Annotated in this window: 7 protein-coding genes and 7 pseudogenes; 5 read left to right on the top strand and 9 right to left on the bottom strand. The window is 63.9% G+C overall.

Going from position 1 to position 12,857, the window contains the following annotated elements; genetic code table 11:
- Positions 1–304, bottom strand: a pseudogene (ispH, locus tag OWR21_RS06485) (4-hydroxy-3-methylbut-2-enyl diphosphate reductase); the annotation flags it as partial.
- 1 nt (position 305) lies between these two features.
- Positions 306–795, bottom strand: a pseudogene (locus OWR21_RS06480) (FKBP-type peptidyl-prolyl cis-trans isomerase).
- A gap of 118 nt (positions 796–913) precedes the next feature.
- Here OWR21_RS06480 and radC point away from each other — a divergent pair.
- The 4 genes and pseudogenes from radC (at position 914) to nadB (ending at position 3,958) form a co-directional block, all read left to right on the top strand.
- Positions 914–1,587 (top strand): annotated as a pseudogene (gene radC, locus OWR21_RS06475) (RadC family protein).
- 180 nt (positions 1,588–1,767) lie between these two features.
- The gene (rpmB, locus tag OWR21_RS06470) at positions 1,768–2,001 is read left to right on the top strand and encodes a 50S ribosomal protein L28 (RefSeq protein ID WP_004631999.1); all 234 of its coding nucleotides are present in this window, start codon (positions 1,768–1,770) and stop codon (positions 1,999–2,001) included.
- A 13-nt stretch (positions 2,002–2,014) separates the two neighbouring features.
- Positions 2,015–2,185, top strand: a complete 171-nt coding sequence (gene rpmG / locus OWR21_RS06465) for a 50S ribosomal protein L33 (protein WP_003262397.1) — start codon at positions 2,015–2,017, stop codon at positions 2,183–2,185.
- Positions 2,186–2,360: 175 nt separating this feature from the next.
- Positions 2,361–3,958 (top strand): annotated as a pseudogene (nadB, locus tag OWR21_RS06460) (L-aspartate oxidase).
- A gap of 9 nt (positions 3,959–3,967) precedes the next feature.
- On the opposite strand, the pseudogene nadC reads toward nadB, so the two are convergent.
- The 7 genes and pseudogenes from nadC to purN all read right to left on the bottom strand — a co-directional run bounded on the left by nadC (position 3,968) and on the right by purN (position 11,753).
- Positions 3,968–4,865 (bottom strand): annotated as a pseudogene (gene nadC / locus OWR21_RS06455) (carboxylating nicotinate-nucleotide diphosphorylase).
- A pseudogene (gene nadA / locus OWR21_RS06450) lies at positions 4,862–6,008 on the bottom strand (quinolinate synthase NadA). The pseudogenes nadC and nadA overlap by 4 nt, the downstream one beginning before the upstream one ends.
- Positions 6,009–6,194: 186 nt before the next feature.
- The gene (locus OWR21_RS06445; RefSeq protein ID WP_316889868.1) at positions 6,195–7,385 is read right to left on the bottom strand and encodes a DesA family fatty acid desaturase; all 1,191 of its coding nucleotides are present in this window, start codon (positions 7,383–7,385) and stop codon (positions 6,195–6,197) included.
- A gap of 364 nt (positions 7,386–7,749) precedes the next feature.
- Positions 7,750–9,123, bottom strand: a complete 1,374-nt coding sequence (locus OWR21_RS06440; RefSeq protein WP_332394814.1) for a mechanosensitive ion channel family protein — start codon at positions 9,121–9,123, stop codon at positions 7,750–7,752.
- A 25-nt stretch (positions 9,124–9,148) separates the two neighbouring features.
- On the bottom strand, positions 9,149–9,718 hold the full coding sequence (locus OWR21_RS06435) for a phospholipase D family nuclease (protein ID WP_147213330.1): 570 nt from the start codon (positions 9,716–9,718) through the stop codon (positions 9,149–9,151).
- On the bottom strand, positions 9,715–10,968 hold the full coding sequence (locus tag OWR21_RS06430; protein ID WP_442968603.1) for an RsmB/NOP family class I SAM-dependent RNA methyltransferase: 1,254 nt from the start codon (positions 10,966–10,968) through the stop codon (positions 9,715–9,717). Before OWR21_RS06430 ends, OWR21_RS06435 begins: the two co-directional genes overlap by 4 nt.
- A 136-nt stretch (positions 10,969–11,104) precedes the next feature.
- Positions 11,105–11,753: pseudogene (purN, locus tag OWR21_RS06425) on the bottom strand (phosphoribosylglycinamide formyltransferase).
- A gap of 402 nt (positions 11,754–12,155) precedes the next feature.
- On the opposite strand from purN, the gene OWR21_RS06420 reads away from it, so the two are divergent.
- Complete coding sequence (locus OWR21_RS06420) at positions 12,156–12,821, top strand: response regulator transcription factor (protein WP_027680729.1); 666 nt, start codon at positions 12,156–12,158, stop codon at positions 12,819–12,821.
- Positions 12,822–12,857: the final 36 nt, after the last annotated feature.

The raw sequence follows: 12,857 nt of genomic DNA, 5'->3' as shown, positions 1-12,857 counted from the left end.
CCTCACGCACCGCCCGCGACACACCGTGCGCGCTGAAGATCACCGTGCCGCCCACAGGCACATCATCGAGTTCCTGCACGAACACCGCGCCCTTGTTGCGCAGATCGCCCACCACATAGGCGTTGTGGACGATCTCGTGACGCACGTAAATGGGGGCGCCAAACAGCTCCAGGGCGCGCTCGACAATTTCGATGGCACGATCCACGCCAGCACAGAAGCCGCGTGGCTGCGCCAGCAGGACCTCGGCGTCTGCCTGAGTGACAGGATCAATGGGATCGAGCGGGACGTTCACGGCATTGCTCATATCAAAGAATGCCGATCAGCTGGACTTCGAACACGATCGTCTGGCCGGCCAGCGGATGGTTGAAGTCGAACAGCGCGGAGGTCTCGCCGACTTCCTTCAGCACGCCGGCATATTTGCCGCCGCTGGGCGCATTGAATTCAACCAGGTCGCCCGGCTGGTAGTCCTCTTCGAACGAAGAGTTTTCCCGCAGCGTGGCCAGGAGCGACACAGCGTTGCAGTTCCGGATTGCGCGGACCGAACGCATGCTCAGGCGCCAGGCGGAATGCCGTGCGCTCGCCCTCGCGCATACCGAGCAACGCCTGCTCCAGCGTCGGCGCCATCTGGCCTTGGCCGAGCAGCAGCGTGGCCGGCTTGTCGTCGAAGGTGGTGACGATATCCGTGTCGTTTTCCAGCGCGATGCGGTAGTGCAGCGTCAGAAATGAATCTGGGCCGACCACCTTGCCTGCGCCGCCTGGCGCCGTCGCGGACGCCTCGTTCACCAAATTTTGCACGCTCAACCTGCTTGACCAAAAAGTAACCCGTTATTGTACGTCAGCCATCCGCGCGGCCGCAGGCGTGTCGCGCGCCGCACTCCCGCTGGCAGGGCCTTTCTTCCGTTCATCGCATCCTATGGCAATCGTCGACTGGCCCGCCCACGAGCGGCCCCGAGAAAAGCTGCTCGCCCACGGCCCCGCCGCCCTCTCGATGCGGAGCTGCTGGCCATCTTCCTGCGCGTCGGCATGCCGGGCAAAAGCGCCGTCGACCTCGCTCGCGAACTGCTGGCGCACTTTGGATCACTTGGGCGGCTGTGCCATGCCTCACAAGAGGAGTTCTCGTCGATCAACGGTATGGGCCCCGCCAAGTACGCACAGCTGCACGCGCTGCTGGAAGTTGCCCGGCGCGTGCTGAAGGAAGACTTCACCCAGGGGCAGACCTTCGAGTCTCCACAAAGCGTGAAGGATTTTCTGCGCCTGACACTCGGCCACCGGCCGCACGAAGTCTTCGCCTGCTTCTTTCTAGATGTACGGCACCGGCTGATCGCCTGGGAAGAACTCTTCCGCGGCACACTGACCGAAGCCCGCGTCTACCCGCGCGAGATCGCCAAGCGCGCACTCCATCACAATGCAGCCGCAGTGATCCTTGCCCACAACCACCCTACCGGCAACACCGAACCCAGCGAGTCCGACATCACCCTGACACGCGAACTGCGCCGTGCACTGGCCACGCTCGATGTGATCGTTCTGGATCACATGATCGTTGGCCGCAGCGATGTCTACGGCTTTCTGGAACACGGCAAAATGTAATGCCCAGGCCGCATCGCGCGGTGCCCAACAGCAATCCATCGATCTCGTTGATTTGTCAGCTGTTTTGTGTGTATAATCCGCGTTTCGCTGAAGTCCCACCTCTACAGTGGCGCTGCGCTTGGTTTTGGTCCCAGCGCCCGGTCGCAAACTGTAGCCAACGAATTTAGTTGGGAGTGCTCCATGGCACGCGTCTGTCAAGTGACCGGGAAAGCGCCGATGGTCGGCAATAACGTTTCCCACGCAAACAACAAGACCAAGCGCCGTTTTCTGCCGAACCTGCAGAATCGCCGCTTCTGGGTCGAATCCGAAAACCGCTGGGTGAGCCTGCGCGTCTCGAACGCTGGTCTGCGCCTGATCGATAAAAAAGGCATCGACGAAGTGCTCGTGGACCTGCGCGCACGCGGCGAAGTCTAATTAGGAGTTAAACATGGCCAGCAAAGGCGGACGCGACAAGATCAAGCTGGAATCGACCGCAGGTACGGGTCATTTCTACACGACCACCAAGAACAAGCGCACCAAGCCGGAAAAGATGGAGATCATGAAGTTCGATCCCGTCGCCCGCAAGCACGTCGCTTACAAGGAAACCAAGATCAAGTAATCCTCGCGGATTGCGCATCTTGTTTCCGTCGGCATGACCGACAGCAAAAACCCGCTCTCAGGCGGGTTTTTTGTTGCCTGCTGTTTGGCGCATGCTGCGGTGTACACTGCTTCTCTTTCCGATTGACACGCGACTGTGTTACCTCCAGCCGCGCCCACCGCATCCCGCGTCTTCCATGAATTTCGATGTTGCCGTTGTTGGCAGCGGCGGCGGGCTTGACCGTCGCCCTGCACCTAGCCGATCACCGTCGCGTGGTCGTCATCAGCAAACGCAGCCTGCCGGAAGGCGCCAGCGATTGGGCACAGGGCGGCATTGCCGCAGTGCTCGATTCAGGTGACAGCCATGACGAGCACGTCGACGACACGCTCATTGCCGGGGCAGGACTGTGCGATGAGGCCGCTACGCGGTACATCGTCGAAAACGGCCGCGCTGCCATTGAATGGCTGATTGGCCATGGCGTGCCTTTTACGCGCGACGAGCAGGCCGAACTCGGCTTCCACCTGACACGTGAAGGCGGCCATCGCCATCGACGCATCATCCACGCCGCCGATGCCACCGGCCATGCCGTGGTCACGACGCTGGTTGAGAAGGTGCGCAATCACCCGAACATCACGCTGCTGGAAGACCATTTCGCGATCGACCTGATTACCGACGCGAAGCTGGGTCTGCCCGGCATGCGCTGCCATGGCCTGTACGCGCTCGACATTGCGTCGGGCCACGTCAAGACGATTACCGCGAGCCAAACCGTGATGGCCACGGGCGGTGCGGGCAAGGTCTATCTCTATACGACGAATCCGGACACGGCCAGCGGCGACGGCATCGCCATGGCATGGCGCGCCGGCTGCCGTGTGGCGAACATGGAGTTCATCCAGTTCCACCCCACGTGCCTGTACCACCCGTTCGCAAAGTCCTTCCTGATTACCGAAGCCGTGCGCGGCGAAGGCGGCAAGCTGATCCTGCCCGACGGCACGCGCTTCATGCCTGCGCACGATGAGCGAGCGGAGCTGGCGCCGCGCGATATCGTCGCCCGCGCCATCGACTTCGAGATGAAGAAGCGCGGCCTGGACTGCGTCTATCTCGACATCAGCCATCAGAGCCCGGCGTTCCTCAAGGAACATTTCCCGACCATCATGGCGCGCTGCCTGGAGCTTGGCATCGACATCACGCGCCAACCGATTCCGGTCGTGCCGGCAGCGCACTACACGTGCGGCGGCGTGGTGACGGACCATCTTGGCCGCACGGATATCGCTGGCCTGTACGCCGTCGGCGAGACGGCTTACACCGGCCTGCACGGCGCCAACCGCCTGGCGAGCAATTCGTTGCTCGAATGCATGGTGATCGGGCGCGGCGCGGCGGAAGACATCCTCGCGCAACCGGCCTCCGGCCCAACATCGGTGCAGATTCCCGCATGGGACGAAAGCCGCGTGACTGATCCCGATGAGGAAGTCGTCGTCGCACAACTGGGACGAACTGCGCCGCATGATGTGGAACTACGTCGGCATCGTGCGCACGAACAAGCGGCTTGAGCGCGCGCAGCACCGCATTGCCCTGTTGCGCGAAGAAATTACGGAGTACTACGCCAACTTCCGCGTGAGCCACGATCTGCTGGAATTGCGCAACCTCGTCGAGGCCGCCTCGCTGATCGTCGACAGCGCGCTGTCACGGCATGAGAGCCGCGGCCTGCATTTCTCGCGCGACTACCCTGAAACGCTGCCCAAGGCGCTGCCGACGGTCATGCAGCCGACCCATCGGCAAATCGCCCGGAAACGCTGAGGCCTGGGCTTAGTCGACGATCCGCAAAGAGAAGTCGGTTGCGCGCACGTCTTTCGTGAGCGCGCCGACGGAGATGCGGTCTACGCCCGTTTCAGCAAACAGGCGGATCGTCTCGATGTTCACGCCGCCGGACACCTCCAGCAGCGCCCTGCCTGCGGTCACGCGCACAGCCTCGCGCATCGCAGCCGGCTCGAAATTGTCGAGCAGCACGGACGTGGCACCGGCCGCCAGTGCCTCATCCAGCTGCGCGAGCGTTTCCACCTCAACCTGGATCGTCACGCCGGCATTCAACGCCTGCGCCGCGCGCAGGGCCGCCGTCACCACCTGCCGCCGCGATATGGTTTTCCTTGATCAGGATGCCGTCGTACAACGCCAGGCGTTGATTCTCACCGCCACCGATCCGCACGGCGTACTTCTGCGCCAGGCGCAGACCCGGCAGCGTCTTGCGCGTGTCGAGCACGCGGGCGCGCGTGCCGGCAATGACCTCGGCGTAACGCGACGTCGTTGTCGCCACACCGGAAAGCAATTGCAGAAAGTTCAGCGACAGGCGCTCGGCCGTCAGTAGCGAGCGCGCCGGGCCTTCGATCTCGCACACCACCGAATTGGGCGCCATGCGGTCGCCTTCGTGCTGGCGCCACGTAACGCGCAGCGTCGGATCAACGGCCCGCATGCACGCGTCAAACCAAGGCGTGCCGCACAGCACAGCGTCCTCGCGGACGATCACCCGCGCGCGCGCATGGCGATCGGCGGGGATCAGCAAGCCGGTGCGGTCCCCCGTGCCGACGTCTTCGGCAATGGCCGCAGCCACGTTGGCGGACAACGCCTCGCGCAGCGCCGGACCAAAGCTATCGAAAATTGCCTCAGCCGAAGGGACAAGACTTGTCGTGTTGATCTGGGTTGCCGTCATGCCGGGCCGATTCCTTGAAAGAGTTGTGCGTTGGCGGCCAGGTCGCCTTGCGGGCGAACCGCGGCTTTCTCGCGCGCGGCAAAGTCGAGCATGCGGTCGATGCAGACCACGGCTTGCTGCCCGATGGCCGGATCGACGTGGATTTCGTTGCGACCCGTTTTCAGCACCTCTGCCAGATTGGTCAGCGCGTTCATCGCCATCCAGGGGCAATGCGCGCAGCTCTTGCAGGTAGCAGCGTTACCCGCCGTCGGAGCCTCGATGAAGCGCTTGCCCGGAGCCGCCATGCGCATCTTGTGCAGGATGCCGTTGTCGGTGGCCACGATGAATTCCTGCGCTGACAAGACTGCGCTGCCGCAATGAGCTGCGAAGTCGAACCCACCACATCGGCCTGCGCCACCACCGATTCCGGCGATTCCGGATGCACGAGAATCTTCGCGTTCGGGTGTTCGGCACGCAGCAGGTCAAGCTCGACGCCCTTGAATTCGTCGTGCACAAGGCACGAGCCCTGCCACATCAGCATGTCGGCACCGGTCTGCTTCTGAATGTAGCTGCCGAGATGACGATCCGGTGCCCACAGGATCTTCTTACCCTGTGCATGCAGGTGCTGCACGATCTTCAGGCCGATGGACGAAGTCACCATCCAGTCTGCGCGCGCCTTCACGGCGGCGCTGGTATTGGCATAGACGACCACGGTGCGATCCGGATGCGCATCGCAGAAGGCAGCGAACTCATCCGGCGGGCAACCCAGATCCAACGAGCAGGTGGCGTCAAGATCCGGCATCAGCACGGTCTTCTCGGGGCTCAGAATCTTGGCGGTCTCGCCCATGAAGCGCACGCCCGCCACGACCAATGTCTTGGCCGAATGATCACGGCCAAAGCGCGCCATTTCCAGCGAATCGGATACGCAGCCACCGGTTTCTTCGGCCAAGTCCTGCAGGTCGGCGTCAACGTAGTAGTGCGCAACCAACACGGCCTCGCGCTCCTTGAGCAGGCGCTTGATGCGGGCTTTCAGGTCGTCGCGTTCCTCGCGCGACAGCACCGGCGGCACCTTGGCCCAGGCGTGGGCGACGCAGCTTGCGCCGGATTGCGCCTCGGAAAGCATATCGGGCGCTCGAATTCAACCGTCTTGATGTGGGTTTCCATGGTGGTCTCCGCGTCCATTCGCGCTGTGAAGGCGCCAAGAAGCTGGCGCGGCAATGAAACGGACGGCGTGTGAGGAGGACTGGCACCGCGATACATTGTCGCGGCTTGTTAAAAATGTGAGTTGGGGCAGTTTACCCAAAGAAAAGCCCCGCTGCGGAGCGGGGCTTCACCTATGAAACAAGAAACTCAGGCGTAGCGGCGCAGGCGAACAGCGAATTCCTGCAGCGCGTGGATGCCGCTTTCCTCGGCACGCTTGCACCATTCCTGCAGCTGATGCAGCAGTTGCTCGCGCGTGGCGTTCGAACGGCCCCACAGTGCGCCAAGCTCGCGGCGCATCTCAACGAAGGTGTGCAGCGCGGAGTGGTCCGACACGATTTGCGAGAGCTGCTCGCGCTGCGGCGCGCCAAGCTTGGTCTCGTCGCGGTGGAACCACTTGCGGGCCGGCTTCAGTGCGCGGTACTCGACAGCGCGCGAATCCTTCAGCTTGGCCAGCTCTTGGCGATAGGCCGCCTTGACGGTCTTGGCATAGCGGGCCATCACGTCGTAGCGGTTGGCGATGATGGCTTCCAGCGTGTTCTGGTCGACCGGCTTCACGTCGCCAAAGCGGGCCTTGGGCGCCACCTTCTTGACCTTCGCCAAACCGACGATTTCGAGCGCGCGGATGTAGCCCCAGCCGATGTCGAACTCATACCACTTGACCGAGAACTTGGCCGACGTGGCGTACGTGTGGTGGTTGTTGTGCAGCTCTTCGCCGCCGATGATGATGCCCCACGGCGACACGTTGGTCGAAGCGTCTTCGCAGTCGAAGTTGCGGTAGCCCCAGAAGTGGCCCAGACCGTTGATGATGCCGGCAGCGTGGATCGGGATCCACAGCATCTGCACGGCCCACACCGTCAGGCCCAGCGCACCAAACATCAGCACGTCGAGGATCAGCATCAAACCGACGCCTTGCCACGTGAACTTCGAATACACGTTCCTCTCGACCCAATCGTCCGGCGTACCGTGGCCGAACTTCTGGATCGTTTCCTTGTTCTTGGCCTCGGCGCGATACAGCTCAGCGCCTTCCATCAGCACCTTGCGGATGCCACGGGTCTGCGGGCTGTGCGGATCCTCTTCGGTTTCGCACTTGGCGTGGTGCTTGCGGTGAATGGCGGTCCATTCCTTGGTGACCATGCCCGTCGTCAGCCACAGCCAGAAACGGAAGAAGTGACCGGCGATGGGATGCACGTCCAGCGCACGGTGCGCCTGGCAGCGGTGCAGAAAAATCGTGACGCTGGCGATCGTGATGTGCGTCATCACCAGCGTGAAAATCAGAATTTGCCACCAGGCCCAATCCAGGGTGCCGTTAGCAAGGAAAGTCAGAAAGGAGTCGATCAAAGTGTTCTCCGTGGTCAACTCGGGTGATCAAAGCAACCCTTGGTCCATAAACCAGACTTGGTTGCCTCTTAAGGCCATCCGCTGTCGCAGCGTTACGACAATGGGGTCGGGTTGGCGGGGACTCGGGTGCTGGCACCCGACTTGCGTCACATCGGCGAGCTTTCGGCCGCCGCTTATATGACCTCCGCCCCAGCGCAATACAAGGTATTCGCGGCGCCTTGTCGCAAGTGCTATGCCTTTGCGAGGGGCCGTCTGATCCTACGAGGGAGCATTCAGCATTTTAACCGAATAGCCCCTCTATTCCATGGGGGAAAACCGCCGATTTGACCTCAGACAAGGGCGCACCGTTCCCCCTGCAGATATGTTAGGACGGCACGGAGGAGCCAGATGCGGCTGCCGCATCACCTGAAGTGCCCGACGCGCCCTGCAAGGCCAGCGGCCCGAGGACACGCACTTCGCGCTGGGGATACGGAATGTCGATACCCGCCTCCTTGAAGCGGCGATAGATCGCCCGGTTCAGGTCGGACTGCACGCCAAGCTTGCCGTTGTGGGGATCGCCGATCCACACGCCGAGTTCGTACTCGATGCCGCTGTCGGCAAAGAGGGCCATGAACGCGGCGGGCGCCGGCTCGGGAAGAACACGCGGGATGCCCTCGGCGCATTGCACCAGCAGCGCCAGAACGGCTTCCGGGTCGGCGGCATACGATGCCTGGACGCGCACCGCCACGCGCACGGTGCCGCGCTCGTTGTGGTTCTGCACGGCCTGCGCGACCATCAGTTCGTTGGGGACAAGCGTATCGCCATCGCCGTTGCGCACCACGGTGTAGCGGGTGCGGATCTGCGTGACGATGCCGGTGTACGTGCTGACCGTGATCTGATCGCCGAGCTTGAGCGAGCGCTCCAGCAGGATGATGAAGCCCGAGACGTAATTGCTCGCGATCTTCTGCAGGCCGAAGCCCAGGCCGACGCCAAGCGCGCCGCCAAACACCGACAGCACCGTCAGGTCGATGCCCACCAGCGACAAGCTCAGCAGCAGCGACACCAGCAGCAGCACCGCCTTGGTCACGCGCGACAGCACCACCTTCAGGTTGGCGTCAATGGCTGAAGCACGCGTGATGCGGCTGTCCAGCCACGAGCCGAACCACATCGCCACGAGCACCGTGACGAGAATCCACACCACGCCCATCAGCATGGCCGCCAGGCTCACCTTCTGCTTGCCGCCCAGCGCAAAACGGATGCCGTCGAGATAATCGACCACATCGCCGAGCACGCCCAGCACGTAGAGCACCATGCCGATCCACATCAGCGTGGTCAGCACGCGCTCGGCAACGACCAGCATGCCATGCAGCTCGCCATTGGCCGACAGCACGCGGCGCAATACGTAGAAGCCGAGATACAGGATCGCCAGGCCAAACAGCGGCACCGCGGCCAGCCGGAACACGCTGATCGGCATGGTGCCGACCAGGGCATAGCGCGCGCCCACCACCAGCAGCCAGCCGATCAGCGGGAACATCGCCCGCTCGAGGCTCGACCAGGCAAAACGCAGGGCGAACGTCTCGTTCACATGCGCTGCATGCAGGCGCCGCGAAATCGGGCGTGCAACCAGCCAGGCGGCAACGAGCACCAGCACCAGCACGCCCAGCTGCCAGATGAAGCGCGGGCCACCGAGATCGGACACGATGTCGTCGAGCATGTGGCCCAGCGCGATGTGGTTCAGGTTCAGCGGCAATCCGTTCATTGGGTTGACGGGTGATTGCGAACCCTTACTGGGTCCGATAGGGCAACGCGTCACCCGCATGCTTCTGCCAGTTGGCGGCATAGCGCTGGGCGAGATCGGCGTCGCCGCGCACGATCAGTACGTTCTCGGCATTGCCGCGCTGCGCAGTCTGCGTGAAGTTGAAGCTGCCGGTGACCAACACCGGATGCGCACCCCGCGGGTCGATCACGATGACTTTGTTGTGTGCGTTCTTGTAGCGCACCTCCAGCCAGACGGGGATGCCCGCGTTGGCGACCTCGGGCACGCGGCTGCCGCCGGAGCGCGTCATCTGCTCGCGGTCAGCCAGCACGCGCACATCCACGCCACGCTGATGCGCCGCCAGCAGTGCACGGGTAATCGCCTTGTTCGACAGCAGATACGCCTGCACCAGCACCTGCTCGCGCGCCTGGTCGATGGCATCGGCCAACAACCCTTCGATGTCGTCGTCGGGCGTGAACGCGGCCTGCACCGTGCCCTTGGCCGGCTGCACCGGCGGCGCGCTGCGGGCCTGAGCCACGCCACCTGCGGCAAACAACAGCCATGCGGCCAGCAGCCAACTCAAGCGGCGCACCATCATGCGCGGCGCTCCAGCACGGCCGCGAAGAAGCCGTCGGTCTGGTGCGTGTGCGGATACAGCTCGAGGTAGGGCCCCATTTCCAGCGCGATCTTCTGCGCGGCCAGCACTTCACCGGCGGGCACGAGCACGAAGTCCTCATGCGCGGCCAGGAACTGCTCCACCACCTGCTGGTTCTCGCGCGCCAGGACGCTGCAAGTCGCGTAGACGAGGCGGCCACCCGCCTTCAGCAGCCGCGCCGCCGATGTCAGGATCGACAGCTGCTTGGCCGACATTTCCTCGACGGCCTGCGCCGACTGGCGCCACTTCAGGTCCGGATTGCGGCGCAGCGTGCCCAAGCCGCTGCACGGCGCATCGACCAGCACGCGATCAATCTTGCCCGCCAGGCGCTTGACTTTGGCATCGTGCTCGCTGTCGATACGGCTCGGATGCACGTTTGACAGGCCGCTGCGCGCCAAGCGCGGGCCGAGGTTCGACAAGCGCTTTTCCGATACGTCAAAGGCATACAGGCGCCCCGTCGAGCGCATTGCTGCGCCAATCGCCAGGGTCTTGCCGCCGGCCCCGGCGCAGAAATCGACCACCATCTCGCCGCGCTTGGGCGCCAGCAATTGGCACAGCAGTTGGCTGCCCTCGTCCTGTACCTCGACCGTGCCGTTGGTGAAGATGTCGAGCTTGTTCAGCGCCGGCTTGCCCGCCAGGCGGATGCCCACTGGCGAGAGCGGCGCCGCAGCGCCTTCGATACCGGCTTCGGCCAGCGTGGCGAGCACGGCGTCGCGCTCGCCCTTGAGCGTGTTCACGCGCAGATCCAGCGGCGCTGGCGTCAACCACGCTTGCGCCAGCGCTTCGGTGAACTCGGCACCGTGCTGGGCAACCAGCGCGTCGAACAGCCAGTCGGGCAGATTGGCGCGCACGCGGGCCGCCAGCGCGGCGCGGTCGCGGTTTTCCCAGCGGTCGAGCCATTCTGCTTCGGCCGGGTTCAAGAACAGGGCAATGGCCTCGCGTCCGGCGGTCTGCAACAAGCCGAGCAGCACGAGGCGACGGCGCGCCGGGCCGGTGCCGCTCTCCGCAAACTGGCCGAACTCCACTTTTCGGCGCAGCACCGCAAACGCCGCTTCGGCGATGATGCCGCGCTCGCGGTGGCCCAGTTCGTGGTGCTCGCGAAAGTACTGGCTGACCACCATGTCGGCGGGTGCCGCAAAGTGCAGCAGGCGCGCAAGCACCTTGTCGAGATGCTCCAGATGGCTGCCATGCACGCCCGTGCGGGGCGCGGAGCGCTGCGCGGCGCGGGCTTGCCCTGGGGCGCCCGATACCAGCCACCGCCACCGGAACCTGCGCGCTTGTTGCCCGATCCGCCGTTTCCGTTGCCGCGCGAACGCTGACGATCCTGGCTCATGCTGCCTCCCGGGCGTTGACGCCAATGACAAGCTGCGATTCGTCCGGCGAGACGCGCACCACACCGTCTTCGATCGACAACCGCCCTTCCACGAACCAGCGCACGGCACGGGTAAATCGTGTGTTCCTGCGCCAGCAGCCGCCCGGCCAGCGAATCCGGCGTGTCGTCCTGACGCACGTCAATGACGGCCTGCAGCACGATCGGGCCGTGGTCCAGGTCAGCGGTAACGAAATGCACCGTGGCGCCGTGCGCCTTCACGCCCATGGCCAGCGCGGCCTCGTGCGTATGCAAACCGGGGAAGCACGGCAGCAGCGACGGGTGAATGTTCAGCATGCGGCCCGCATAGCGCTTTACAAAGCCGGGCGTAAGGATTCGCATGAAACCGGCCAGCACCACGAGATCAGGCGAAAAGCCGTCGATCACCTGCGCCAGGGCGGCGTCAAAGCTGTCGCGATCGGGGAAAGCCTTGTGGTCGACCACCGCGGTGGCAATGCCGTGCGACGCGGCAAATTTAAGTCCTGCCGCATCGGGCCGATTAGAAATGACGGCGGCAATGCGTCCCGACCAACCTTCTGCCTGACAGGCGCGGACAATGGCTTCCATATTGGAGCCGCGTCCGGAAATGAGAATGACGATGTTTTTCATCGCGGCATTTTATCAAGTGCGCCGGAGTTCCCCGAGAAAATCGGGTGTGACGCCTGCGCGGCCATGCCGCGGGCGCTTTTGCAGCCACCGTGGCATTTTGCCGACGCGTGCCGGAAAAAACCCAGTCGCGCCGATAAAAGGAAGGGGCAACCGTTGGCGTGCTTTGGCGCGCTCTGATAATCTCAGCACCATAATTGTCCGCGCTCCCGAGGGGTCGGGTGGGCAGCCAGCGGTGATCCGACGCGCATCCAGCGTCCGCTCATCGTGCGCTGCAACATCGTGCGGACGATACCGTGACGGTCGATCGGCACCGGGTGAGACACCCGGCCCCTCGGCCATCGCCCGCGCCGGGTCGACACGCGTACAACAACAAGAGGGCAGTGCCCTCACCGGGGAATAAGAATGACGAGCTCGCTGCGTAGCCTGCTGGTGGTCGACGACCACCCTCTCGCCTTGTCTGGCACGACCACGTTTCTTGCGCACGCCTTGCCTGAAGTTCAGGTGCACGCGGCCATTGGCCGGCGCCAGGCGCTTGCGCTGGTGGAAGAAGGGGTCCGGCCGGACGTCGTGCTGCTGGACGTGTGGCTGTCCGATTGCACCGGCTTCGACGCCATGCGCGAGCTGCGCGGCAAACTGCCGGAAGCGCGCTTTGCCTTCATGTCGGCGGAAAACACGCCGGAAATCGTCGCCAAGGCCCAAGCGCTGGGCGCCATCGGCTTCATCGGCAAGCACGCCGATGCGCATGCCTTCTCCAAGGCGGTCGCCGGCATCTTTGGCGGCGATGCATCCTTCCCGTCGGAAGACGATATGGGCGGCACCAACGGCAAGGGCGGCGCTTCGCACGGCATCCCGATCACGCCGGCGGAACTGGGGCTGACGCCGCGTCAGGGCTCGGTGCTGGCGCTGCTGCTCGAAGGTCTGCCGAACAAGTCGATTGCACGCCAGTTGGGCCTGACGGAAAACACCGTCAAAGAGCACGTCTCGGCGATTTTGCAGCGGCTCGGCGTGCGCACGCGCATCCAGATCATCTCGCGCATGGAGCGTTTTCGCCTGACGGGCGCGGCGTGAACTGCAGGCCGGTCTGACCATCGCGGCGCCGCCATC

This window comes from Ralstonia sp. 1B3 (genome assembly GCF_036631435.1).
Note: the sequence above shows the minus strand (reverse complement) of the source record. Positions and strands in the feature narration are given on the sequence as shown.